This is a genomic window from Kribbella sp. CA-245084, from assembly GCF_050942355.1.
Classification (GTDB): domain Bacteria; phylum Actinomycetota; class Actinomycetes; order Propionibacteriales; family Kribbellaceae; genus Kribbella.
Genome location: NZ_CP192053.1, coordinates 9,055,760 through 9,077,102, shown reverse-complemented (window position 1 = coordinate 9,077,102; position 21,343 = coordinate 9,055,760). Strand labels below are relative to the sequence as shown.

At 68.1% G+C, this 21,343-nt stretch carries 23 protein-coding genes; 10 read left to right on the top strand and 13 right to left on the bottom strand.

The annotated features are described in order from the left end of the window. The first annotated feature begins 43 nt into the window (after positions 1 to 43). Positions 44 to 946 carry a LysR family transcriptional regulator ArgP gene (locus tag ACQPYH_RS43660; RefSeq protein ID WP_432884332.1) on the top strand — a complete coding sequence of 301 codons (903 nt, stop codon included), beginning with the start codon at positions 44 to 46 and terminating at the stop codon, positions 944 to 946. On the opposite strand, the gene ACQPYH_RS43655 is transcribed toward ACQPYH_RS43660, so the two are convergent. Then, positions 882 to 1,202, bottom strand: a complete 321-nt coding sequence (locus tag ACQPYH_RS43655; RefSeq protein WP_432884330.1) for a hypothetical protein — start codon at positions 1,200 to 1,202, stop codon at positions 882 to 884. The genes ACQPYH_RS43660 and ACQPYH_RS43655 overlap by 65 nt on opposite strands. Then, positions 1,118 to 2,104 (bottom strand): FAD-dependent monooxygenase, encoded by a 987-nt coding sequence (locus tag ACQPYH_RS43650; protein WP_432884328.1) that lies wholly within the window; start codon positions 2,102 to 2,104, stop codon positions 1,118 to 1,120. Before ACQPYH_RS43650 ends, ACQPYH_RS43655 begins: the two co-directional genes overlap by 85 nt. Positions 2,105 to 2,203: 99 nt before the next feature. Between ACQPYH_RS43650 and ACQPYH_RS43645 the strand changes: the two genes are divergently transcribed. Continuing rightward, positions 2,204 to 2,872 carry a TetR/AcrR family transcriptional regulator gene (locus tag ACQPYH_RS43645; protein ID WP_432884325.1) on the top strand — a complete coding sequence of 223 codons (669 nt, stop codon included), beginning with the start codon at positions 2,204 to 2,206 and terminating at the stop codon, positions 2,870 to 2,872. Here ACQPYH_RS43645 and ACQPYH_RS43640 read toward each other — a convergent pair. After that, positions 2,856 to 3,725, bottom strand: coding sequence for an SCO6745 family protein (locus ACQPYH_RS43640; protein WP_432884323.1), 870 nt, complete (start codon positions 3,723 to 3,725; stop codon positions 2,856 to 2,858). The genes ACQPYH_RS43645 and ACQPYH_RS43640 overlap by 17 nt on opposite strands. Continuing rightward, a complete protein-coding gene (locus tag ACQPYH_RS43635; protein WP_432884320.1) occupies positions 3,722 to 4,228 on the bottom strand; it encodes an N-acetyltransferase family protein in 507 nt (168 codons plus the stop codon). Before ACQPYH_RS43635 ends, ACQPYH_RS43640 begins: the two co-directional genes overlap by 4 nt. Positions 4,229 to 4,290: 62 nt before the next feature. Here ACQPYH_RS43635 and ACQPYH_RS43630 point away from each other — a divergent pair, with 62 nt between their 5' ends. Then, a complete protein-coding gene (locus tag ACQPYH_RS43630; protein WP_432884317.1) occupies positions 4,291 to 5,397 on the top strand; it encodes a calcium:proton antiporter in 1,107 nt (368 codons plus the stop codon). Here ACQPYH_RS43630 and ACQPYH_RS43625 read toward each other — a convergent pair. The 3 genes from ACQPYH_RS43625 to ACQPYH_RS43615 all read right to left on the bottom strand — a co-directional run bounded on the left by ACQPYH_RS43625 (position 5,363) and on the right by ACQPYH_RS43615 (position 8,343). Continuing rightward, the gene (locus tag ACQPYH_RS43625) at positions 5,363 to 6,805 is read right to left on the bottom strand and encodes an ankyrin repeat domain-containing protein (protein ID WP_432884315.1); all 1,443 of its coding nucleotides are present in this window, start codon (positions 6,803 to 6,805) and stop codon (positions 5,363 to 5,365) included. The genes ACQPYH_RS43630 and ACQPYH_RS43625 overlap by 35 nt on opposite strands. A 144-nt stretch (positions 6,806 to 6,949) precedes the next feature. After that, positions 6,950 to 7,309, bottom strand: a complete 360-nt coding sequence (locus tag ACQPYH_RS43620; RefSeq protein WP_432884313.1) for a YybH family protein — start codon at positions 7,307 to 7,309, stop codon at positions 6,950 to 6,952. Then, positions 7,306 to 8,343: an amidohydrolase family protein gene (locus tag ACQPYH_RS43615; protein ID WP_432884310.1), complete on the bottom strand. Its 1,038-nt coding sequence runs from the start codon at positions 8,341 to 8,343 to the stop codon at positions 7,306 to 7,308. Before ACQPYH_RS43615 ends, ACQPYH_RS43620 begins: the two co-directional genes overlap by 4 nt. A 126-nt stretch (positions 8,344 to 8,469) precedes the next feature. On the opposite strand from ACQPYH_RS43615, the gene ACQPYH_RS43610 reads away from it, so the two are divergent. From ACQPYH_RS43610 to ACQPYH_RS43600, 3 genes are read left to right on the top strand one after another with little or no spacing between them, the layout of a single operon-like run. After that, positions 8,470 to 8,883 (top strand): hypothetical protein, encoded by a 414-nt coding sequence (locus ACQPYH_RS43610; RefSeq protein ID WP_432884307.1) that lies wholly within the window; start codon positions 8,470 to 8,472, stop codon positions 8,881 to 8,883. Positions 8,884 to 8,897: 14 nt separating this feature from the next. After that, positions 8,898 to 9,308: a thiol-disulfide oxidoreductase DCC family protein gene (locus ACQPYH_RS43605; protein WP_432884305.1), complete on the top strand. Its 411-nt coding sequence runs from the start codon at positions 8,898 to 8,900 to the stop codon at positions 9,306 to 9,308. Then, a complete protein-coding gene (locus ACQPYH_RS43600; RefSeq protein WP_432884302.1) occupies positions 9,280 to 9,948 on the top strand; it encodes a TetR family transcriptional regulator in 669 nt (222 codons plus the stop codon). The genes ACQPYH_RS43605 and ACQPYH_RS43600 overlap by 29 nt, the downstream gene beginning before the upstream one ends. Before the next feature lie 677 nt (positions 9,949 to 10,625). On the opposite strand, the gene ACQPYH_RS43595 is transcribed toward ACQPYH_RS43600, so the two are convergent. Beyond that, positions 10,626 to 11,135 (bottom strand): DinB family protein, encoded by a 510-nt coding sequence (locus tag ACQPYH_RS43595; protein ID WP_432884300.1) that lies wholly within the window; start codon positions 11,133 to 11,135, stop codon positions 10,626 to 10,628. A 204-nt stretch (positions 11,136 to 11,339) separates the two neighbouring features. Between ACQPYH_RS43595 and ACQPYH_RS43590 the strand changes: the two genes are divergently transcribed. From ACQPYH_RS43590 to ACQPYH_RS43575, 4 genes are all read left to right on the top strand, one after another. Continuing rightward, positions 11,340 to 13,037 (top strand): DEAD/DEAH box helicase, encoded by a 1,698-nt coding sequence (locus ACQPYH_RS43590; protein WP_432884298.1) that lies wholly within the window; start codon positions 11,340 to 11,342, stop codon positions 13,035 to 13,037. Positions 13,038 to 13,099: 62 nt separating this feature from the next. Continuing rightward, positions 13,100 to 14,008 (top strand): phosphotriesterase family protein, encoded by a 909-nt coding sequence (locus tag ACQPYH_RS43585; protein WP_432884295.1) that lies wholly within the window; start codon positions 13,100 to 13,102, stop codon positions 14,006 to 14,008. Between the two features lie 15 nt (positions 14,009 to 14,023). Next, the gene (locus ACQPYH_RS43580) at positions 14,024 to 14,392 is read left to right on the top strand and encodes a DUF1304 domain-containing protein (RefSeq protein ID WP_432884292.1); all 369 of its coding nucleotides are present in this window, start codon (positions 14,024 to 14,026) and stop codon (positions 14,390 to 14,392) included. A gap of 29 nt (positions 14,393 to 14,421) precedes the next feature. Continuing rightward, positions 14,422 to 15,789 (top strand): MFS transporter, encoded by a 1,368-nt coding sequence (locus tag ACQPYH_RS43575; protein WP_432884290.1) that lies wholly within the window; start codon positions 14,422 to 14,424, stop codon positions 15,787 to 15,789. On the opposite strand, the gene ACQPYH_RS43570 is transcribed toward ACQPYH_RS43575, so the two are convergent. The 5 genes from ACQPYH_RS43570 to ACQPYH_RS43550 all read right to left on the bottom strand — a co-directional run bounded on the left by ACQPYH_RS43570 (position 15,779) and on the right by ACQPYH_RS43550 (position 21,254). Continuing rightward, positions 15,779 to 16,420 (bottom strand): LysE family translocator, encoded by a 642-nt coding sequence (locus ACQPYH_RS43570; protein WP_432884287.1) that lies wholly within the window; start codon positions 16,418 to 16,420, stop codon positions 15,779 to 15,781. The two genes, ACQPYH_RS43575 and ACQPYH_RS43570, sit on opposite strands and share 11 nt — an antisense overlap. A gap of 70 nt (positions 16,421 to 16,490) precedes the next feature. Then, complete coding sequence (locus tag ACQPYH_RS43565; protein WP_432884284.1) at positions 16,491 to 18,341, bottom strand: Na+/H+ antiporter NhaA; 1,851 nt, start codon at positions 18,339 to 18,341, stop codon at positions 16,491 to 16,493. Further along, the gene (locus ACQPYH_RS43560) at positions 18,338 to 18,760 is read right to left on the bottom strand and encodes a VOC family protein (RefSeq protein ID WP_432884282.1); all 423 of its coding nucleotides are present in this window, start codon (positions 18,758 to 18,760) and stop codon (positions 18,338 to 18,340) included. Before ACQPYH_RS43560 ends, ACQPYH_RS43565 begins: the two co-directional genes overlap by 4 nt. Next, the gene (locus tag ACQPYH_RS43555; RefSeq protein ID WP_432884279.1) at positions 18,760 to 20,400 is read right to left on the bottom strand and encodes an MOSC domain-containing protein; all 1,641 of its coding nucleotides are present in this window, start codon (positions 20,398 to 20,400) and stop codon (positions 18,760 to 18,762) included. The genes ACQPYH_RS43560 and ACQPYH_RS43555 overlap by 1 nt, the downstream gene beginning before the upstream one ends. Further along, positions 20,397 to 21,254: a DUF427 domain-containing protein gene (locus tag ACQPYH_RS43550; RefSeq protein ID WP_432884276.1), complete on the bottom strand. Its 858-nt coding sequence runs from the start codon at positions 21,252 to 21,254 to the stop codon at positions 20,397 to 20,399. The genes ACQPYH_RS43555 and ACQPYH_RS43550 overlap by 4 nt, the downstream gene beginning before the upstream one ends. Positions 21,255 to 21,343: the final 89 nt, after the last annotated feature.

Here is a 21,343-nt window from a genome sequence, read left to right as displayed (position 1 = left end):
AAACCAGCTAAAGATTCTGACGCACCATTAGGATTGCTTCATCATGCAGTTCGACTCCGTGCAGCTCGAGACGTTCGTGGCCGTCGTCGACGAGGGCAGCTTCGACGCGGCGGCCCGGCGTTTGCGCGTCACGCCGTCCGCGATCAGCCAACGGATCAAGGCCTTGGAGAGCCGCCTCGGTCAGGTCGTGGTGATGCGCGGCAAGCCGGCCCGGCCGACCGCGGCGGGTGAGGCGTTGCTCCGGCTGGCCCGCCAGGTGTCGCTGCTGGAGCTCGAGGCGATCGCCGCTGTCCGCGGTACGGTCGACGCGCAGCGCATCCCGCTCGCGGTGAACGCGGACTCGCTCAACAACTGGTTCCTGCCCGCGATGCTGGACCTGTCCCGTACGCACAACGCCCGGTTCCTGGTGCACCAGGAGGACGAGGAGCACTCGGCGGAGTACCTCCGCAACGGTACGGTCCTGGCCGCGGTCACCGCCGATCCGCGGCCGGTGCAGGGCTGTCGCGTCGTACCGCTCGGGAAGATGCGGTACCTCCCGCTCGCCACCCCGGAGTACGCCGAGCGCTGGCTGACCGGGAGACCGTTGCCGGAGGCACTTGCCGAGGCCCCGATGGTCGTGTTCAACGAGAAGGACGTGCTGCAGCATCGGCTGCTGCGCAAGGTGACCCGGCGGAAGCTGGATCCTCCCTCGCACGCGATCCCGGCGTCCGCGCCGTTCCACGAGGCGGTCCGGATCGGGCTCGGCTGGGGGATGATCGAGGACCAGCTCGCAGGATCCGAGCTCGCCGCCGGCCGCCTGATGGAAGTTGCCCCAGGCAAGTACATCGACGTGCCGTTGTACTGGCAGCACTGGAAGCTCGAGTCCGGCATCCTGGACGCGCTCACGGACGCGGTGTTGCGGGCTGCACAGGAAGGCCTTCGGACGACGACACTTCGTACGTCGTGAGCTCGATCGCGTTGCCGACCTTCAACGGCGCCTGCTCGATCACCTTCCGCCACGGCAGGTACGGCATCATCCGCAAGGTCAGGTTGCGCAGCTTCATGAACCACTTGCTGCCCGGGATGAACCACATCGCTCCCTCGTGGGCCAGCTTCTGGCACGCGGCGACAAAGCCCTTCATGCGTACGTCGTACTCCGCGAAGGCTCGCACGTGGTCGCCGTCGGCCGCGTGCAGCTCACCGGCGAGGACGTACGCGCCCACGATCGCGAGACTCGTGCCCATGCCTGACAGCGACGAGGCGCAGTACCCGGCGTCGCCGACCAGCGCCACTCTGCCACGGGAGTAGCTGTCCAGCTTGATCTGGGTGATCGAGTCGAAGTAGAAGTCTGGCGCCTGCCGCATCCCCGCCAGTAGCGTCGGCACCTCCCAGCCGATGCCGGCGAACTGCTCGTCGATGATCGCCTTCTGGGATTCCGGGTCGCGCCGGTCGTAGTCCAGCTTGTCCTTGGCGGTGAAGTAGAACAGCGCCTTCGCCTCGGTGTTGTTGCGTGCGCTGTACGTGCCGACGGTCTTGCCGGGACATTCAGGATCTGCCCGGTGTGATCCAGGTTCAGGTGGTTGGCGACCGTGCTGACCGAGACGTAGTAGCCGAGGTCGTGTGTGTACGACGACTCCGGCCCGAACGCGATCCGGCGTACGTTCGAGTGCTGCCCGTCCGCGCCGATGACCAGGTCGAACCGCCGGGTCAGGCCGCTCTCGAAGACGACGTCGACGCCCGAACCGTCGTCGGTCAAGGAGGCGATCGAGTCGCCGAACAGGTATTCGGTCGTGTCGGCGGTCCGTGAGTACAGGATCTCGACCAGGTCGCCGCGGAGGATCTCCAACTCGCCGCTGAGTGCGCTCGGCGGAGTGCTCGCGACGCGCTTGCCCTGCTCGTTCACGTAGGTGATGTCGCCCATGTCGGTCGCCTTGGCCCGGACCGCGTCCAGGATGCCCATCCGCTCGAGCACCTTCATCGAGGCGCCGCGGAAGTCGACCGCGTACCCGCCGGCCCGCGGTGCCGGAGCGCGCTCGACCACGGTGGTGGTGAAGCCGTACCGCTGCAGCCAGTACGCCAGGGCCGGACCCGCCACACTCGCGCCGGAAATCAGAACTGTCGTCATCGGAACCCCTCCAGAAGTTGTCGGTGTGCCACGACTGTACGACGGTCTTAGACAAATGTGCAAGACGTTCGTGTGAGACGAATGTGTTAGGGTTCTGGCATGGGTAACCGCGAGGCGCTGGTCGAGGGCGCGAAGGCGTGTCTGCTGGAGAAGGGCTACAGCCGGACGACGGCGCGCGACATCGCGACCGCGGCCGGGGTGAGCCTGGCGGCGATCGGTTACCACTTCGGGTCCAAGGAGACGCTGCTCAACGAGGCGCTGCGCGCGCTGCTCACCGACGAGTGGGCAACCGAGGTGGCGGGCGCGGCGGGCGCAGGCGGCGCGGGGGGCTCGAGCGGCGCGGGGGGCTCGAGCGGCGCGGGCGGCGCGGCGGGCTCGGGCGGTGATGAGCGTGCGGCGGTTGCGGCCGGACCGCATGAGCAGTTCGTCGCGACGTGGGGTCAGATCATCGACAGCCTGTCCAACCCGCGACTGAAGGCGTTGTGGGCGACGCAGTTCGAGGTCCTCAGCCTCGGCGCGAGCATGCCCGAGCTGGTCGCGGAGTTGACGAAGATGCAGGGCGAGGCGCGCGAAGGGCTGGCGCACATGTTCGGCGGCGTCGATCCGGACGCCGACCCTGCCGAGGTCCAGGCGATCGGTTCACTCCTGCAGGCGTTGCTGCTCGGGGTGGTCGCGCAGGGCATGTTCGATCCGGACAGCGCGCCGACCGGTGAGCAGCTCGCTCAGTCGCTCCGGACGCTGGCTGACCGGATCAGTCCCAGCGCATAGCCATCGGATTGTCTGCCGGGATCAGCCCGGCCGACATCAGTACGGCGCTCATCGGCCGTACGACGTCATGCAACTCGCCGGCGTGCTCGTCACCCAGCGCGCGCCAACCCTGATCGGCCAGCGCATCTGTCGTGTCTTCGACCTCCTGCCGCAGGGCTCGTCCGGAGCCGGTGAGCGCGCCGTCGGCGTCGAGCAGTCCGCGGCTGCGCAGATCGTCGGAGGCGACAGCCCACTCCTCGTCGCTCCACCGGCGGTTGAGCTGGAACACCTCCTTGGACGGCCCGCCCGCAGCGGAGATCGTCACCAATGCCTGACACGGACTGAGCTCGGCTGCGACCAGCGCCGCGACGTGCCCGTCGCCGCGCGACTCCCGCAGGATCGTGGTCGCGTGCCACAGCACGAGATGCGGCTCGTCCGGCCACTCCAGCGCGGCATTGGCCGCCGCGATCGGGCGCCCGGCAACCGGCGCGAGTTCAGCCGCCCGTCGAGCCAGCTCGGCTGCTCGCTTGACGGCCTCACCAGACCATACGGTTTGGTATGGCGGCTCGTCCGGGAACAGTCGGCGTACGGCGTTGTCCACTGCCGTCAGGCGCGCGTCGAGGAGTTGTTCCGGGGTCGCGTAGGCCCACGCGTCCGGCAGGGAGCGGGCGACCATCGCCGGGTGGAAGTTGTAGAACGTCGCGGCGACGACCTCCGGCCCGACCGTGCCGAGCGGCGCGGCCCGGCAGCCGAAGTAGCTCATCCAGCCGCCCTTCAGCCCGAGCGCGTCGGTCGCCTTCCGCGTCTCCGGCGAGAAGTACGTGATCGCGTGATACGGCTCAAGCGCCTTCCACATCCGGCGAGCACGACTCATGGCAAGGGACGGTACATGACGTGGAGACCGACGTACCCGAGTCTGGGGTGGTCGAAAGCCTCGGGAACGGTGCCGGCGATGCGGAAGCCGAGGGACTGCCAGAGATGTACGGCGGGTTCGTTCGTCTCCACGACCGCGTTGAACTGGATCGAGCGGAACCCGGATCGCCCGGCCCACTCGATCATGTCCTCGCACAGCAGCCGGCCGACGCCCTTGCCGCGCGCCTTGCCGTCGACCATGAAGCTCGCGCTGGAGACATGCGCGCCGGGACCAGGCCGGTTCGGGTACATGTTCGCAGTACCGAGAACGGTGCCGTCGGCATCGACCGCGACCGTCGTCCGGCCGAGCGGGAAATCCATTGGCGACATCCACATCGCCCGGGCATCTTCCTCGCTGACGTGGGGGTCGTACGTATACGTCTCGCGCGCCGTCACGATCTCGTGGAAGAACGGCCAGATGGCCGCCCAGTCGGCATCGGTTGCGTTCCTGATCTGCACAGTCATTGGGAGAAGCATCACCCGATGTTCCCCGGATGCCAAGGGGATTCCCGATAGACTGCCTGGGGATGAGAATCTCCTGGATCCGACGGCTGCCGCGCTGGACCTTGGCCGTGCCGCTGCTCGCTTTCGTTGACCTGCTGGTGACCTGGCATCGCGACCTGAGTCCGTTCTTGTTGACCCTCGTATGCCTCGGTCTCGGGGCTGCGGTGATCGCCGCCGTCCATCACGCCGAGGTTGTCGCACATCGTGTCGGCGAACCGTACGGCACGCTGATCCTCGCGCTCGCCGTGACGATCATCGAGGTCGCGCTGATCGTCACACTGATGGCGTCGGGTGGGGAGAAGGCTGCGTCACTGGCTCGCGACACCGTGTTCGCCGCGGTGATGATCACCTGCAACGGGATCCTCGGTCTGGCACTCGTTGTCGGCTCGCTGCGGCACCGCGTGCAGGAGTTCCGCGTGCAGGCGTCGTACTCCGCGCTGACCGTGATGACTGCGCTCGTGACGCTGAGCCTGGTGCTGCCGACGTTCACGACCAGTGCGCCGGGGCCGCGGTTCAGCTCGGCGCAGCTCGCGTTCGCGGGTGTGACGTCGCTGGTGCTGTACGGCGTCTTCGTGTTCATCCAGACGATCCGGCACCGGGACTACTTCCTTCCCGTGCGCGCCGACGAGGACAGCGACGTCGCCGACGAGGACGATCACGCGGCGGCGCCGAGCGGCAAGACCGCGCTGCTCAGCCTCGGCTTGCTGTTCGTCTGTTTGATCGCGGTCGTTGGTCTGGCCAAGACTGTTTCGCCGAGGCTCGAGTCCGCGGTCGAGTCGGCCGGCGCGCCGCTGGCCGTGGTCGGTGTCGTGATCGCGCTGCTGGTGCTGCTGCCGGAGACGGTTGCCGCAGTACGCGCGGCACTGCGGAACCGCCTCCAGACCAGCGTCAACCTGGCGCTCGGCTCAGCGCTCGCGAGCATCGGACTGACGATCCCCGCGATCGCTGTCGCGTCCATCTGGTTGAGCGGACCGCTCGTCCTCGGGCTCGGCGGCAAGGAGATGGTGCTGTTCGCACTGACGGTCGTGACCGCGATGCTGACTCTCGCGACCGGGCGCGCCACGCTGCTCCAGGGTGCCGTTCACCTCGCGGTGTTCAGCGCGTTCCTGTTCCTTGCGGTAAGCCCTTGAGGTAGTCGATCACCGCCTGCTGGTGGTTGTGCTCCGCCCAGCCGAGCGCACTCCCGTCGTAGTTGGGATCGCGTAGTTCCGGGTCCGCGCCTAGCTCGATCAGCTTCTTGACCGTGTCCAGGTGACCGTTGAGCGCCGCGCGGTGGATCGGCGCCGATCCGCCCGAGATCCGATTCAGATCGAACCCGAGTCGCTGCAACGGTTCCAGCGCCTCGGTACGGCCGATCTCGGCGGCTCGAACGGGCAGATGACGTTGGCGCTTCACGGCCCGCGCGGCAAGATCGGCGTCGATGTCCGGTGTCTCGCCACGCATCGCCGCGGCGTACACCTCCTCGATCTCGTCCAGCGGCGCCGCACCACGCGCTCGGAGCATTTCCGCGATCTCCGCATGGCCTTGCACCGCGGCCAGAACGTACGGTCGACTGCCGCCGTACACCGGATGCCTCGTGCCAGTGCCTTCGGGATCGGTGCCTTGGGCAAGCACTAGTTCGGCCCGGTGCAGCAGACCGGCCCAGGACGCGAACACCAGCTCGTCCTCCATCAATTGCTGGGGAGTCGGGTGTGCGGTCGTCATCCGTTCGTGCCACGGGCCGCCGTCGCCGCGGCCCAGTCCGTACTCGATCAGCAGCTCCAGATGCACATCGTCGTACGGCGGGGGACAACCGGGGCCGCAGTTGTACATGGTCTGGCTGTCGTTCGGGTCAGCGCCGGCGTCGAGCAGCACGCGAGCCAGTTCGACGCGGTTGTGGTGCGGTGGTTGGTCACCTTCGCCACGACCGAAGACTCCCGTGATCGCGGTGAAGGGTGACGGGAGTCCCTGCCAGAGGTATCCGGCGTTGGGGTCGGCGCCATTCTCGAGAAGGAGACGCGCGATCTCGACCTGATTGGGTGCGTCCAGGCGGCTGTAAGCGAGGTAGAGCAACGGTTCCCAGTCGAACGGTCCGCCCTCTTGCGCTGCTTTGGAGAGATCCGCGCGCACGCCGTCGATGTCGCCGGCAACGACCTTCGTATAAATGTTGCTTTGGGCAATCTCTGGGAACTGCTCGAGGAGATCACGTGCGGATCGTTGCCGCGCCGGATCGTCCTGCCCGTAGTGCAACGTCGCCAGGCGGAGGAACTCGTCGGCTCGTTGCTCCGGGGTGTTGAGCGGGCCGCCGACGGACTGCCGATGCGGTGACCGGCTGTACTTGTCCACCAACTCCAGGTGCCGCACGATCCTTGGCCAGCTGGGGAATCCGTAGCTGCGGGCAACGACCAGCTGCGCGTCCGCCAGCGTGTGCACGGGATGGAACTCGTCCGCGATCGCGATCGCCTCGCGGTCCCCGGCGCGGACACCCTTGAGCAGCGCTTTGGCCTGCTTGCGAAGGTGTTCGAGGTGTGGGTCGTCCGGAAGATTTCGGGTCGGCATCACCGACCTCCTCTCTACGAGCCCGCTGTCCGCGTCGTCAGGCGAGAAAGGAGGTGAACAACTGCCACAACCGTGCTCATGTCAGGTGGGCTGAGCCCTTCCCGCGGACCGGTGGCACCCTGAGTGCCTACCCGGCAGGGTAGCTCAGAGCGGCTTCTCCATCCACCATTCGGTGAACTCGTGCGCCCGGTCCCGGTCCAGCCGGATCACCCACAGGTTGCTGAACTCGGCCGGTGGATTGGTCAGGTACGTCGTCCAGCCGCGCACGAATCCGGCCCCGTCGCCGAACCCGAGCACCTGGTACTCGAAATCCGTCTCGCCCGGACCGTCCGCGACATCGAGCCAGGCCGCCACGATCGCATCCCGCCCGAGCACCGGCGCCTCGTCCGGACGCCGGTACCAGGCGGCGTCCTCGGTCCAGAGCGCGGCGATATCCGCGGGATCGTTGCTCTCCCACGCCTTCCGGTACCGGTCGACCCAGCGGTCGAGGTCCTTCTCCTTCATGAGATCCGGCGGTTGTTCAGTACGACGGAAGCCGGCGTCGCCAGTACTTCGGGGTGCTCGCGCGGGTCGGCGTCGTACGTGACGAGGTTGCCCGCGCCGGTTAGACCGAGGAAGTCCTGCGCGCCGGTGGAGGCTGCGGTGAGGGCCTGCTCGACGGACAGCCCGTGCTTCACCAGCAGGTCGATCTCGCCCGCGACCGTGCCGACCACATCGGATCCGGTCAGCACACGGACGCCGTACTGCTCGGCGAGCGGCAGGATCGACGCCAGGTACTCGGAGCGGGCTCGGCGGCGAGCCGTCTGCTCGGGGGTCTCGTCGGGGCTCGGGCTGACCGAGGCGCACAGCGTCGGGGTCCACCCGCCGCCGCGGGCGCCGAGGGTTTCCAGGTCCCGCTCGGTGAGCGCCGTACCGTGTTCGACCGAGTCGATGCCGACCCGGATCAGGTCGCTGACGTGGTCGGTGTTGACGTGTGCCGCGACCCGGGCGTCGCGGGAGTGGGCCAGCTCGATCATGGCCTCAACCACGTCCAGACCGTACGTCGGACTGACCTTGCTGCCGCGGATCGGGCCGTCCGGACCCACCTCGGGGAAGTCGCCGACCAGCTTCAGCCAGGTGGCGCCGTCGGCGATCTCGGCCTCGACCGCCGCGAGCAGGTCCTCGGGAGCGACCGGCTCGTGCGCCTGCGGGAAGTAGCAGCCCTTCGGCGCGAGGAACCGGCCGGCCGCGAGGACGAGCGGCCGGCTGTCGTCGGGCGTGCGCGCCAGCTCGAGCGTGACCTCGCGGTTGCCGCCGACATCCCGGACAACGCTCACGCCGGCGCCGGCCAGCTCGCCGAGCCGCTCCGCCGCGAAGTCCGCGCCGCGCAGCACGGGGCCGTTCGCGCCGGGGGCCATGGTCAGGTGGCAATGCGAGTCGACCAGACCGGGAACGCCGTACCGGCCGGGCAGCACCTCGCCGATCTGGCCCGGGCCGAACGTGACGCGCGCGGTGTCGCCGGACGGGAGCACGGTTCCTTCGAAGACCCAGGTCGTCATGTCGCCATCCTGCCTCAGGGGAGATCCACGTCACGTGATCATCGACTTGAACATGTTCAAAAAGACGGCGTACGGTCGGGTTGTCGGAATTTGAACGTGTTCAAGAAGAGTGGGGATGAGATGGACATGACGGTGACGACGTACTTGGTCTACCTGGCCATTGCGGTGCCGCTGACGATCTGGGTGGCGCGGACGCTGAGCCGGAACGGGCGGATCTTCCTGGTCGACGTGTTCCACGGCAACGAGGACTTCGCCGACGCGGTGAACCGGCTGCTCGTGGTCGGGTTCTACCTGATCAACCTCGGGTTCGTGACGCTGTTCCTGCGCGGTGGGAGCGTGGTGGTGGACGCGCGCGGGGTGTTCGAGCAGCTCAGCGTGAAGCTCGGGATCGTGATGCTGGTGCTCGGGGCCGTGCATCTGACCAACGTCTGGATCTTCAACAAGATCCGCACCCGCAGCCGCCTCGAGCTGCAGACGACCCCGCCCGTGCCGCCCAACGACACCGTGCAGCCGGTGGGCGAACCGCGGTACGGGTACTGAAGGCTGCGCGGATCGTGCGCGAGTTGACGGTGCTGTACGACGCCCACTGCGGACTGTGCCGCCGGTTCAAGGACTGGCTGGCGGCGCAGCGACCGGCGTCGAACGGGGAGGGCGGTGTCGTGCGCCTGCGGTTCGTTGCGGCGGGGTCGACGGATGCGCGGGCGCTCTACCCCGGTCTGGATCACGACGCGACGCTGCGCGAGGTGACGGTGGTCGCCGACGACGGATCCGTGTACGTCGGCGATCGCGCCTGGATCGTGTGCCTGTGGGCAACGGGGGAGCACAGGCACACCGCCGTACGACTGGCGAGTCCGGCGATGCGACCGGTGGCGCGAGCGATGGTGCAAGCAGCCGCGGGACTGCGGCGGTTGAGTGGAGGTGACTACGCTGACGGATGTGACGGACAGTGCGACCGCGAAGGGTGAACAGACGCGCGAACTGATCCTGTCGACGGCGCTACGGCTGTTCCGGGAGCAGGGGTACGGCAAGACCACGATGCGCGCGATCGCCACCGAGGCCGGGGTCTCGGTGGGCAACGCGTATTACTACTACGGCTCCAAGGACCACCTGATGCAGGCGTACTACGACCTGCTCCAGGACCAGCACCGCGAAGCCGTCGAGGAGCTTCTGGCGTCCGAGAAGGCGTTCGTGCCGCGGATGACTGGTGTACTGCGGACTTGGCTGGAGGTAGCCGCGCCGTACCACGAGTTCGCCGGCACGTTCTTCAAGACGGCGGCCGATCCTAAGAGCCCGCTATCTCCCTTTAGTGATGAGTCACGCCCGGCGAGGGACGCGGCTGTCGAGATCTTCCGCCGGGTGGTCGAGGGGTCGGACCTTAAGGTGCCAGCGGACCTGCGGGCCGAGCTCCCTGAGTTGCTGTGGCTGTTGCAGATGGGCGTCGTCCTGTTCTGGGTCCACGACTCAAGCGAGGACGTACGCCGAACACGCACACTGATCAACCGAGCCGTCCCCCTGGTAGACCGTCTCCTTCGTCTAACCCGCATCCCGGGTGTCCGCGGGGTGGTCGCCGACCTGCTGGGTCTCATCCACTCGATCAAGCCGTAGAAGATCTCCGCGTACTGCGGAGGAGTCCCCCGCGTGCTTCGCGACCGCCTCGCGTCGCTGCGCTCCTCGGCGCGACCGCTCCGCGCGCAACCCGTCCCCCCGGCTGCGGCCGGCGCATCCTTTCCGGCTGGCGCCGGATCTTGTCGGCTATCGCCGACGACCTGCGGCTGCCGCTGCTGTTTCCGACCGCCGCCGGGGTGTTGCGGGCTGCCGGCGCGCGTAACTGCGAGGTGGTCGCACTGGCTGGCGCGGACCGTGGGCGAGGGCTTGTGGGTAACCCCCGCGTACTTCGTGACTGGTGGCTGGGTCGGGCTGCGTGGGGCGGGCTGCGGGGCGGCCTGCGGGGGCGGGTGCGGCGGCGGGGACTGAGGATAAGTCCTGCGTGCTTCCCACCCCCAAAGGGCTGGGCCCGGTGCCCCACCCCGGGACGCGTCAGCGCAGGGTGATTCACATCGCCCCGGTCCGTGCGGTCTTCACCCGCGGCGGCAGCCGCAAGTCGTCGGCGATAGCCGACAAGGTCCGGCGGCAGCCGGAAGGGATGCACGCGCTGAGCCGGGGGGGTGCGCGGAGCTGTCGCGGTGAGGAGCGTAGCGACGAGGAGAGCGGCTGCGGAGCACGCGGGGCAGGTCCGTGCGGGGTGGCTGCGGAGCACGCGGGGGCTGGTCCGGGGGCTGCGGTTATTCGCCGGTGCTGCCGTCTACGCGTTCGCGGAGGAGGTCGGCGTGGCCGTTGTGGCGGGCGTATTCCTCGATCATGTGGATGTAGAGGTAGCGGACGGAGTACGGGCCGTCGTGGCCGGGGCGGATGAAGGTGTCGTCCAGGGAGTAACCGGCTGCCAGGGCGTCCGATGTCTTCACGAGAGCGCGGAAGTCTTCGACGTCTTGTTCGGCTTGGGTGGGGTCGGCCAGGTCGAAGTCGCCGTCGGGGTGTTCGGCGGTCCAGTGCTTCGGGGGTGAGTCGTGGCCGGCGAGTGCCCGGTGGAACCAGTACTTCTCGACCTCGCTCAGGTGTCTGACCAGCCCGATCAGCGACATGCTCGACGGATCGACAGCGCGTTGGACCAGTTGTTCGCCGGTCAGTCCGGAGACCTTCCAGAGCAGCGTGCCGCGGTGGAAGTCGAGGAATCCCTGCAGGAGCGTGCGCTCGTCGGCGGCTGTGGGTGGGTCGGCCCGGAACTCTGTCGTCACATGCAGAACCTAACGGTGTGACGAGGGTCCTGTGTATATCCGGCGGGATCTCGACCTTCGGTGACGTAGACTAGTGACGACGGCCCGCCCAGTTCTGCCTCGGGCCGGTGAGCGCAACTACTTTGCGCCAGCAGTCGACCACCACGCGCCGCGGCCCACCAGGCCGCGCCGGGCAGGACGACCCCCGACTTTTGGAGTACTTCTATGGCGGCCCGCCGCCCCACGTCTACAACCACGCCCACGCAATCCACCTCCCCGCGCCGCAACACCAGCGCGACCACGCAGGGCCCTGCCGCGTCCACGCGACCGCGCCGCCGGCGCCGTACAGGTGCCGCGCGCAACAACGAGTCGACCGCGCAGCCTGTAGTTGCTGAAGACAACGAGACTGTTGCTTCTGACAACCTTGTGGCGGCGGAGGTTGCCCCTGACAACCGTACGTTCGCGGAGCTCGGCGTGCCGGCTCCGCTCGTTGCCGCGCTGGATGCGTCCGGTGTGACCAAGCCGTTCCCGATCCAGGCGGCGACGTTGCCGGATTCCCTGGCCGGCAAGGATGTTCTCGGTCGCGGCCGGACCGGCTCCGGCAAGACCTACGCGTTCGTACTGCCCGTCCTCGCACGCCTCGCCGCAAGCGGGACCAAGCGCCGGCCCAACCAGCCGCGCGCTCTGATCCTCGCGCCGACCCGCGAGCTGGCCACGCAGATCCAGGCGTCGATCACGCCGCTCGCGGACACGCTCGGCCTGCGTTCGATGACGATCTTCGGCGGTGTCGGACACGGCCCGCAGATCAATGGCCTGCGCAAGGGCGCCGATATCGTCGTCGCCTGCCCGGGCCGGCTCGAGGACCACATCCAGGCCGGTCACGCGAAGCTGGGCGCGGTGGAGATCACCGTGCTCGACGAGGCCGACCACATGGCTGACCTCGGGTTCCTTCCCGCCGTACGCCGGATCCTCGAGGCCACTCCGGCCACGGCCCAGCGGCTGCTGTTCTCGGCCACGCTGGACGCCGGCGTCGACGTTCTCGTACGGCGCTTCATGACCAACCCGGTCACGCACAGCGTCGACTCGGCGCGTTCGCCGGTCGCCAAGATGACCCACCACGTGCTGCACGTGCAGCCGGACACCCGGCTCCCGGTGCTGGTCGATCTGACGGCGGCGCCTGGGCGTTCGCTGGTGTTCACGCGGACGAAGTACGGCGCCAAGTCGCTGACGAAGAAGCTGATCGCCCAAGGCGTGCCGGCCGTCGAGCTGCACGGGAACCTGTCCCAAGGTGCCCGGACCCGCAACCTCGAGGCCTTCTCGGACGGTACTGCGAAGACGCTCGTCGCGACCGATATCGCGGCCCGCGGCATCCACGTCGACGGGGTGACGCTCGTGATCCACGCCGACCCGCCGATCGAGCACAAGGCGTACCTGCACCGCTCCGGCCGTACGGCGCGCGCCGGCGCCGAGGGCACCGTCGTCACGCTGATGACAGACGATCAAGTCCGCGACGTGCGCGACCTGACCCGCAAGGCCGGGATCGCCGCGACGGTCACCAAGCTCACCACCGGCGACCCGCTGCTGACCGAGCTGGCTCCGGGCGAGCGCACGTACGTCGAGCCGCCGGCCAGGCCGCTTCAGACGGAACGTGTCGCGGGTTCCGGCGGTAGTGGATCTGGCCGAGGCAATCGCCGTCGGCGCGCTTCAGGATCCGCTCAGCCGGCGACCGGCAAGCGGTCAAGCCAAACGGGTGCCGGCCAGCCGGCCGGCGGCTCGCGAGGCTCCGGCCGCTCCAGGTCCCGCGCCGGCTCGGGCGGCCCGAAGAGCTACACCACGACGACCCCCGGGTCGGCCGCCCGTCCCGCCGGTGCCGCCGCGTTCTCCGCAGGATCGCGCGCCGGCAGCTCCCGCCGAGGTCGCTGACGCCACCGGTCGCTCGCCGAGACGATGGGTTGCAGGCACCCTCGGAACGCTACGTTGGTTCTGTGATTCGTACTGTTCTGGGGGACCTGCGGCCCGACGCACTCGGCATCACCGACTCGCATGACCACCTGTTCTTCCGCTCGGCGGCCTTGCCCGGTCAGGAGCTGGACGACGAGGAAGCCGCGACGGCTGAGGTACGCGCGTTCGCGGACGCAGGCGGTCAGGCGATCGTGCAGTGGACGCCGTACGGTCTGAACCGGCGCGCCGAGCTGCTGCCTGGAATCTCAACCAGGACAGGGGTTTCGATCGTCGCAGCGACCGGTCTGCACCGGCGCGAGCACTACCCCGACGGATTCGTCGACAAGGTGCAGGACCAGCTGGCGGAGATCTTCGTCCGCGAGGTGACCGCGGGCATCGGCGACACCCAGGTGCGCGCGGGCCTGATCAAGGTGGCCAGCGGTTTCCATGTCCTCGACGTACATGCCGACCTGGTCATGCGGGCCGCGGCCGAGGCGCATCACGCGACGAACGCGCCGATCGCGATCCACCACGAGCTGGGCTCGGCGGCAGACGCAGTACTCGATCTGCTGGTCGACAAGCTCGACGTACATCCGGACGCTGTCATCCTCGGGCACCTGAACCGCTTCCCGGATCATCGCGTGCAGCTCGAGTTGGCGCAGCGGGGTGCGTGGCTGGCGTTCGACGGGCCGTCGCGGGCCAACAGCGCCACCGATCCGCGGATGATGGACTGTCTGGCCGCGCTGATCGACGCCGGGTACGCCGACCGCCTGCTGCTCGGCGGCGACACGACGACCGCTCGAGCGCGGGCCGCGACCGGAGAAGGCCCGGGCATGCCGTACCTGCTGACGCACCTGCGGCCGCGGATCACGCGGTACTTCGGTGACGACGTCGCGGACGCCGTGTTCCGGAACAACCCAGCGCGTGCCTTCACGACGGATTGGCGGGCGTAGCGGTACCTTCCCGGCATGAGCGTGATCGCGCAGGTCTTCGTGGTGATTGCTGGCGTGTTCCATCTGTTCGTGTTTGCGATGGAGAGCCTGCTGTTCCGCAAGCCGAGCACCTATCGCCGGTTCCTGGTCAAGGACGACACCGAGATGGCGGCCGCGCGGCCGTGGGCGTTCAACCAGGGCTTCTACAACCTGTTCCTGGCAGTCGGCGCGCTCGGCGGGCTGATCTGGGGTGGCGACAAGGGCCACGCGATCGCGCTGTTCGCCTGTGCGTGCATGGCGGGTGCCGGCGTCGTCCTGGTCGCCTCCGATCGCCGGATGGTTCGCGCCGCGGCGACGCAGGCCGTGCCGCCGATCGTCGCGTTGGTACTGACAGCCTTGACTTAAAGTGCACTTGAGGACGGAACCTACTCGGCATGACCACCCTTGCCGAGCCGACGGCCAGCACTGAAACAGGCGGCGTCCTCTCCCCGCAGTACCGCGCGCTGACGATCGGGATGGTTGCCCTGATCACCCTCGTCGCGTTCGAGTCACTGGCCGTCGCGACCGCGATGCCGACGGTCGCGCAGGCGCTCGACGGCCTCAGCCTGTACGCGCTCGCGTTCGGCGGACCGCTCGCGTCCGGTGTGGTCGCGATGGTTGTCTCCGGCACCTGGAGTGACCTGAAGGGCCCGGCTCGCCCGCTCTGGCACGGTACGGCGTGGTTCCTGGGCGGGCTGCTCATCGCCGGGTTCGCGCCGACGATGGAGGTCCTGGTCGTCGGCCGGATCATCCAGGGGTACGGCTCGGGTCTGCTGACCGTCGCGCTCTACGTCGTCGTCGGCCAGCTGTACCCGGCCCGGCTGCGCCCGAAGATCTTCGCCGCGTTCGCGACCGCGTGGGTCGTCCCATCGTTGGTCGGTCCAGCGATCGCGGGATTGATCGTCGAACACACCAGTTGGCGGTTCGTGTTCCTCGCCGTACCGGCGCTCGCGATCCCTGCTGCTCTGGTGATGCGGCCCGGTCTGGCGCGGGCGGGCGAGCACGAAGTACGTCCGGGAAAGCTGTGGAACAGGCGGGCGATGTTGGCGGTCGCGGCAGCGGTCGGAGTCGGGCTGCTGCATTACGGCGGGCAGCAGCGCGGCGTACTGCAGGTGGTTCTGCTGGTAGTCGGGCTGGCTGGCGTGATCGCGTTCGGTCCGCGGTTGTTGCCGTCCGGGACGTTCACCTTCGGGCGGGGACTACCGTCGGTGGTCGCGTTGCGTGGGTTGGTCGCGGCGTCCGGGTTCGGTGCTGAGGTGTTCCTGCCGCTGATGCTCACCCGGGAGCGCGGGTTGTCGCCGACGCTGGCGGGACTGGTGCTGACAGTGAGCGCGCTCAGTTGGTCGGCGGCGTCCTGGTACCGCGGGCGGCCGAATCAGCCGTTCTCGCACTCGGTGTTCCTGCAGGGCGGGATGGTGCTGATCGTGCTGGGGATCGTGACCGCCACGTTGACGCTCGATCCGCACGTCCCTGTGCTCGTCGGGATTCTCGGGTGGAGTCTGACCGGGCTCGGGATGGGGACGGTGTTCCCGACGCTCTCGGTGCTGACCCTGGATTACTCCGAGCGGGAGGAACAGGGCGCGAACAGCTCAGCCGCGCAGCTGAGCGACTCGTTGTCGACAGCAACGGTATTGGCGATCGGCGGATCGTTGTTCGCGGCAATCGAGCCGCATTCCGACATCACGGCGTACGTCGTGGCGTTCGGGTTCCCGGCGTTGCTCGCGTTGCTCGGCGTACAGGCGGGTCGGCGTACTACTCCTTAGAACCGGTCACTGCGATGCTGGCGCCGAGGCCGATGATCATCAGGCCGCCGGTGCCGCCGACCAGCTCGAGCCGGCGCGGCGAGCGGGCGAACCACTCGCGCGCCGTACCGGCAACGACTGCCCAGACGCTGTCCGAGCAGAGCGCGATCAGGATGAAGATCAGCCCGAGAATGAGGATCTGAGCCCACGCCGGGCTGCTCGCGCCCTTGTCCACGAACTGCGGGAGGACGGCCGCGAAGAACACCGCGGTCTTGGCGTTGGTCACGCCGACGAGAAAGCCTTGGCGAACGGTCTTCCGGCTGCTGCCCGGCTTCACACCGCTGGCCAGCGCCTCCGCCAGCGACTTCCGCGAGCGGAACGCCTGTACGCCGAGATAGATCAGGTACGCCGCCCCGCCGAGCTTGACCACGGTCAACGCGATCGCACTGGCCGCGATCAACGTGCCGAGCCCGAGCGCGATCAGTACCAGCATGACGGCAGCACCGAGCGTGTTCCCGACCATCGTCAAGACCGCTTCGCGCCGTCCGACCGCGAGCGCGCGGCCCACGATGAACAACACACTCGGCCCCGGAACCACGATGATGATGAACGCAGTAATCGCAAACGCAAGCAGATGATGAGCGGACGGCATCTCCCCAGAGTAAGTGCGACCAGGTCGCGGCGCAGCTGACTATCCGCCGGGTGGGACAGATCACACCCCTCTAGGTCGCCGTGGCGAGGGACTGGCGGATGGCTTCGGTGAGGGAGCCTAGGTCCTGGGGGCCGTCGTGGCGGTGGCTGTTGATGAAGAAGGTGGGGGTGCCGGCTACGCCGCTGCGGTCTGCCGAGTCGATGTCCTGCGCTATTCGGGTGGCGAAGTCGTGGGAGGTCAGGTCGGTCCGGAAGCGCTTGAGGTCCAGCTGCAGTTCCGCGGCGTACTTCAGGATGTGCTCCAGCTCGAGGTTCTCCTGATTCGCCAGTAGTAGGTCGTGCATCGGCCAGAACTTGCCCTGTCGCCCAGCCGACTCGGCTGCCTCTGCCGCCAACTGCGCGTGCGGATGTACGTCGTGCAGCGGCAGGTGTCGCCAGACGTAGCGTATGTAGCTGTTCGTGGCGATCAGTTCACGGGCGGTCGGCGCCGCCATCTGGGTCCACGGGCACTCGAAGTCGCCGTACTCGACCACTGTGACCACCGCGTCCGCCGGACCACGCACATGATCACGGTTGGCGTCCACGGGAGTCGCTAGGTCGACCAGTTGGCTACCGGTGCCCAGCAACGCCCGGGTGTGGCCGGCCATCAGGCGGTAGAAGACCAGCGTGATGACAGAGGCGGCTACAGCAGCCGCGAGTACGCCGATCTTCGCTTCCTCGAGCGCCGTACCGGTCAGAGCAAGGTCGGCGATCAGCAGCGACACCGTGAACGGCACGCCGGCGATCAGTCCGCTCCCCACGACACCGGCCCAGCCGACAGACGGCCGCACCGAGCCGTGCGTGGTCTTCATGAGCGCCCAGGACGTCCCAGCGACAGCAATCGGTTTGCCGACCACGAACGCAACGAACAGACCGACAGCTACAGGTGCGGTCAGCGCATCCGACAGCAGACTCGGCCGCAGCGAGATGCCTGCGTTCGCCAGTGCAAACAGCGGCACGATCACATAGCTCGTCGCGCTGTGGTACGTGTGCTGCAGGCGAGCGTTGGCCGACAACGTCCCGGTCAGCCCGGTGGTCGCCTCCCGGACCAGCTCCGGCGTCGGCTGCTCACGGAACAGCCGGACCAGCGTGGTCGCCTGCTCGAGCGCATCACGCCGAGGCAAGTACGCCGACGTGGCCAGCCCCACCGCCAGACCAGTCACCACCGGGTCGATCCCACTGGCCAGCAGCGCGCACCACAGCACCACGGCGAGCGCGGTGAAGAGCACCCGCCGCTGCCGGTACGGCACCCGCCTGGTCGCCAGCAGACCGCCGTACGCCGCGATCGCGACCAGCAACCCGACCACGTGCACCTCGCTCGTGTACGCGACCGCGATCACCACGAGTGCCACCACGTCGTCGACGACGAACACGGTCAGCAGGAAGGTCCTGATCCGGTCTGGCACCTGCTTGCCGGCCACTGCGAGTACGCCGAGGGCCAGTGCGGTGTCTGTCGACATCGCGGCTCCCCAGCCGTGCAGTCCGTCGCCGGAGTGGTTGAACGCCAGGTAGATCAGCACCGGGATAACCATCCCGGCCAGCCCGGCAGCAAGCGGGAGGACCAGCCGGCGGCGTTCACGGAGCTCACCGAGGTCGAACTCGCGGCGTGCCTCGAGTCCGACGACCAGGAAGAACAGCGTCATCAGGCCGCTGTTCACCCAGGTCCGGAGGTCGAGGTTCGCGGACAGCGGTCCGATCCGGATCGGCAGCTCGGTCGTCCAGAAGCTCTCGTACCCGGTGCCGCTGAGGTTGGCCCAGATGAGTGCGATCACGATCGCGGCGACCAGGACCGCCGCACTGGCCGCCTCGGTGCGCAGGAACGCGCGCAGCGGACTCGTCGCGGCACTCGTCTGCGACATCCCGCTGGGGTCGAGCTCGGTCATCTGTTGTTGATCTCCTGCAGCGTCCAGGTGTTGCCGTCCGGGTCGCTGAGCTCGGCCATGCTGGCGTACGGCCGGCGCTCGGGGTCCAGGCCGGGAGCGAGTTCGCCGGCCCAGGTGTCGATCGGCTGCTTGTGCTGGACGTCGCCGATCTTGATGCCGTTGGCAACCAGTTCCCGGTGCGCGGCCTCGAGGTCGTCGACGACGAGGTAGTTGGTCCGCGCGGAGCCCGGCACCGCATCGGTTAGCCCTTCGCCGAACTGGATCGAGCAGGCGGAGCCGGGCGGTGTCACCTGGACGACGCGGAAGCCGTCGCGCGGGTGATAGTCGACATCGACGCTGAAGCCGAGCGATCGGTAGAAGGCCAGCGACGCGTCAACGTCGCTGACCGGCAGAGTGACAACTTCGATTCTGTAATCCATCACATGTCCAGTACGAGATCAGTCGTCGGGCGGGCGCAGCAGAGCAGCGCCTGACCGTCGGGCGGGGGTTCGAGTGGGGTGGGAGAGTAGGTGACTTCTCCCGAAAGCAGTGGGGTGACACAGGTCTGGCAGACCCCGGTCCGGCAGCTCCAGCGCGTCGGAACATCGCATGCCTCCGCCAGGTCCAGCAGACTGCCGTCCCGCATCGCAGTAGAGATGCCACTGCGGGCAAAAGTCACCTGCGGTCCGTCGCCGGGCGGACCGTCCGGCTGATGCGGCGTACGGGCGATCTGGTCGACCAGGCCGGGGTTGATCGCAGCTAGTGCACCGAACAGCTCGGTGTGGACCTGCGTCACCCCGACTGCGGTCAGTGCGGCCTGCATGGCGGTCATGAAGGCCGTTGGCCCGCAGATGTACGCCGTTGCGTCGGACGGCAGAGCCAGCTCGGCCAGCTTCTCTTCGGTGAGCCGTCCGTCGACAGAGCTGTAGTAGATGCGCTCGTGGCCGTTGGGGATCTTGGCCAGCAGTTCGTGCGCCTCGGAGGCGAGCGGGTGCTCGGATGGTCCACGGGCGGTGTGAATCCACCACACCTCGCGAGAGCTGCCGGCCAACGCGTGCAGCATCGCCAGGACGGGAGTCAGCCCGATACCGGCCGAGAGCAGCACGACTGGCGTGGTGCCGTCCTGCAGTAGGAAGTCACCACGGGGTGCAGCGACGTCGACGACCGCTCCGGCAGCCAGCCGAGTCATGTAGCCGCTGCCAACCCCGTGCGGCTCCCGCTTGACGCTGACGCGGTAGTCGGGCGTCGAGGACAGCGAGTAGCTGCGCACGGCGTCCGGCAGCCGGAAGGTCAGGTACTGGCCGGGGCGGGCTGGGGGCAGGTCGCTGCCGTCGATGGTGGCGAGGCGTACGGAGAACACGTTGGTGCTCTCCGGAACCACCTCGGTCACCAGCAGCTGGCGAAAGCCGTCCCATGCCGGTTTCGGCTTGTCCTCCTCAGCCAGTAGGTCCTGGAACGACCCAAGCCACCCAGGACTCAACGCAGGGATCTGTACGGCGACCTGCAGCTTGGCTCGATCCCGGTGCGGCAGATAGAGCAGCGCATCCGTGTCGGCCACGCTGAGCGCACCCGGCCCAGTAGAGACCTTCACGATCGGGTCACCGGCCCGGACCGGTCCTTCGGTGATCACGCGGCAGTAGAACCCCGGCCTGTGATGGCTGACGAGCAGTGCGGGCAGCTCCGGTTCGCCCATGCGCAGACCGACCCGGTAGCAAGTCACTCGCGGCTGCGTGACCTCCAGTTCGGCGCCACCGATCCGGTACCGGTCGCCGATGCACACCTCATCGTCAGGCAGCCCGTCTATGGTCAGGTTCTCGCCGAACTGCCCGTACACGAAGTCGTCCCGCCCGAAGTGCTCCTCCCAGTGACGGTACGAATCGATCTGGTAGACCATCACGGCCCGCTGCTCGCCGCCGTGGCCGCCCTTGTCGCCCTGCCCGTCGCCGTCCAGGTTCAGCCGGCGGACCATCACCGGTCCGTCGACAGGCTCCTTCCAGACGCCGGTGAAGACGGTCTTGCCGTTCCACTCGACGTTCTTCGGCATCCCGACGTTGACCGACAAAACACTGGCTGCGCTCATCCGGACAGTTCCTCCACGGTCAGGTCGCGGTCGACACCATGCGAGATCACACCCTGACCAGGCTCCTGCCGCATCCGCTTCCCGTCCAGCTCCACCTCGACCTTGTCCGGTTCGAACGAGACCATCCCGGAGATTCGGCGTACTTCGGTCCAGGCGTCTTCGTACGACCAGGCGGCCCGTTGCGCCGTACCGATGTCGTAGTAGCTGCAGAGGCCTTTGTAGGGACAGAAGGTCTGGCCTTCGACCGGTGTGAGTGATCCGTCGGTGACGTCTTCCCGCGGTACGTACCAGCGCGGCGCGAAGCCCGACTCGAAGAGCACCAGCGGACGTGACGAGTCGGCGATCACCTGGTCGCCGTCACGGACGATCAGGTGCCGGCTGGTCTGCCGGATGTCGATCCGGTGGTACGCGTCGGCTGCGTGGCCGACGATCCGCTCGTCCTCCTCGTAGAAGGCGTCCATCGCCCGCCACGCGAAGGCGACCCGTCCCTTCAGCTCGCTCGCGTAGTCCGGCAGCTCCACGTGCTGCCAGGCCGAACGCGGCTTGCTCGCGTCACCAACAGTTACCGTGTACCAAGCGGTCGCACCCAGGTCCTTGTGCTGTGTGGTCCGGTCCTCCGACTTCAGTACGTCGGCCACCACGTCCTCCACCGGGAAATACGCCACCGGGTACCGAGCGGGCTCGTGCAGCAGTACGACGTCCTCGCTGTCGGCGATCCAGTTGTCGCCGAGACGGACGCGCATCCGCCGCCGCGCCGGCTCGGCGTACAGCATCCGCTCCGGGAGCTCGACCGGTACCAAGAACCGTCCGATCGCACCGGTCCCCAATGGACCTTGTTGCCAGGCCAGTCCCATCACACATCTCCGTTCAGATCAGCAGATCGCTTACGGAACCCGAACGGCTCTGAGCGCTGCTCGTCGCACCGCTAGAGGGTGCGGCAGGC

What these genes read in the sequence shown, in the direction of transcription:
- ACQPYH_RS43660 (WP_432884332.1), top strand. Translation starts at nt 44, where the DNA reads ATGCAGTTCGACTCCGTGCAGCTCGAGACGTTCGTGGCCGTCGTCGAC.
- ACQPYH_RS43650 (WP_432884328.1), bottom strand. Translation starts at nt 2,104, where the DNA reads ATGACGACAGTTCTGATTTCCGGCGCGAGTGTGGCGGGTCCGGCCCTG.
- ACQPYH_RS43645 (WP_432884325.1), top strand. Translation starts at nt 2,204, where the DNA reads ATGGGTAACCGCGAGGCGCTGGTCGAGGGCGCGAAGGCGTGTCTGCTG.
- ACQPYH_RS43640 (WP_432884323.1), bottom strand. Translation starts at nt 3,725, where the DNA reads ATGAGTCGTGCTCGCCGGATGTGGAAGGCGCTTGAGCCGTATCACGCG.
- ACQPYH_RS43635 (WP_432884320.1), bottom strand. Translation starts at nt 4,228, where the DNA reads ATGACTGTGCAGATCAGGAACGCAACCGATGCCGACTGGGCGGCCATC.
- ACQPYH_RS43630 (WP_432884317.1), top strand. Translation starts at nt 4,291, where the DNA reads ATGAGAATCTCCTGGATCCGACGGCTGCCGCGCTGGACCTTGGCCGTG.
- ACQPYH_RS43625 (WP_432884315.1), bottom strand. Translation starts at nt 6,805, where the DNA reads ATGCCGACCCGAAATCTTCCGGACGACCCACACCTCGAACACCTTCGC.
- ACQPYH_RS43620 (WP_432884313.1), bottom strand. Translation starts at nt 7,309, where the DNA reads ATGAAGGAGAAGGACCTCGACCGCTGGGTCGACCGGTACCGGAAGGCG.
- ACQPYH_RS43615 (WP_432884310.1), bottom strand. Translation starts at nt 8,343, where the DNA reads ATGACGACCTGGGTCTTCGAAGGAACCGTGCTCCCGTCCGGCGACACC.
- ACQPYH_RS43610 (WP_432884307.1), top strand. Translation starts at nt 8,470, where the DNA reads ATGACGGTGACGACGTACTTGGTCTACCTGGCCATTGCGGTGCCGCTG.
- ACQPYH_RS43590 (WP_432884298.1), top strand. Translation starts at nt 11,340, where the DNA reads ATGGCGGCCCGCCGCCCCACGTCTACAACCACGCCCACGCAATCCACC.
- ACQPYH_RS43580 (WP_432884292.1), top strand. Translation starts at nt 14,024, where the DNA reads ATGAGCGTGATCGCGCAGGTCTTCGTGGTGATTGCTGGCGTGTTCCAT.
- ACQPYH_RS43575 (WP_432884290.1), top strand. Translation starts at nt 14,422, where the DNA reads ATGACCACCCTTGCCGAGCCGACGGCCAGCACTGAAACAGGCGGCGTC.
- ACQPYH_RS43570 (WP_432884287.1), bottom strand. Translation starts at nt 16,420, where the DNA reads ATGCCGTCCGCTCATCATCTGCTTGCGTTTGCGATTACTGCGTTCATC.
- ACQPYH_RS43565 (WP_432884284.1), bottom strand. Translation starts at nt 18,341, where the DNA reads ATGACCGAGCTCGACCCCAGCGGGATGTCGCAGACGAGTGCCGCGACG.
- ACQPYH_RS43560 (WP_432884282.1), bottom strand. Translation starts at nt 18,760, where the DNA reads ATGGATTACAGAATCGAAGTTGTCACTCTGCCGGTCAGCGACGTTGAC.
- ACQPYH_RS43555 (WP_432884279.1), bottom strand. Translation starts at nt 20,400, where the DNA reads ATGAGCGCAGCCAGTGTTTTGTCGGTCAACGTCGGGATGCCGAAGAAC.
- ACQPYH_RS43550 (WP_432884276.1), bottom strand. Translation starts at nt 21,254, where the DNA reads ATGGGACTGGCCTGGCAACAAGGTCCATTGGGGACCGGTGCGATCGGA.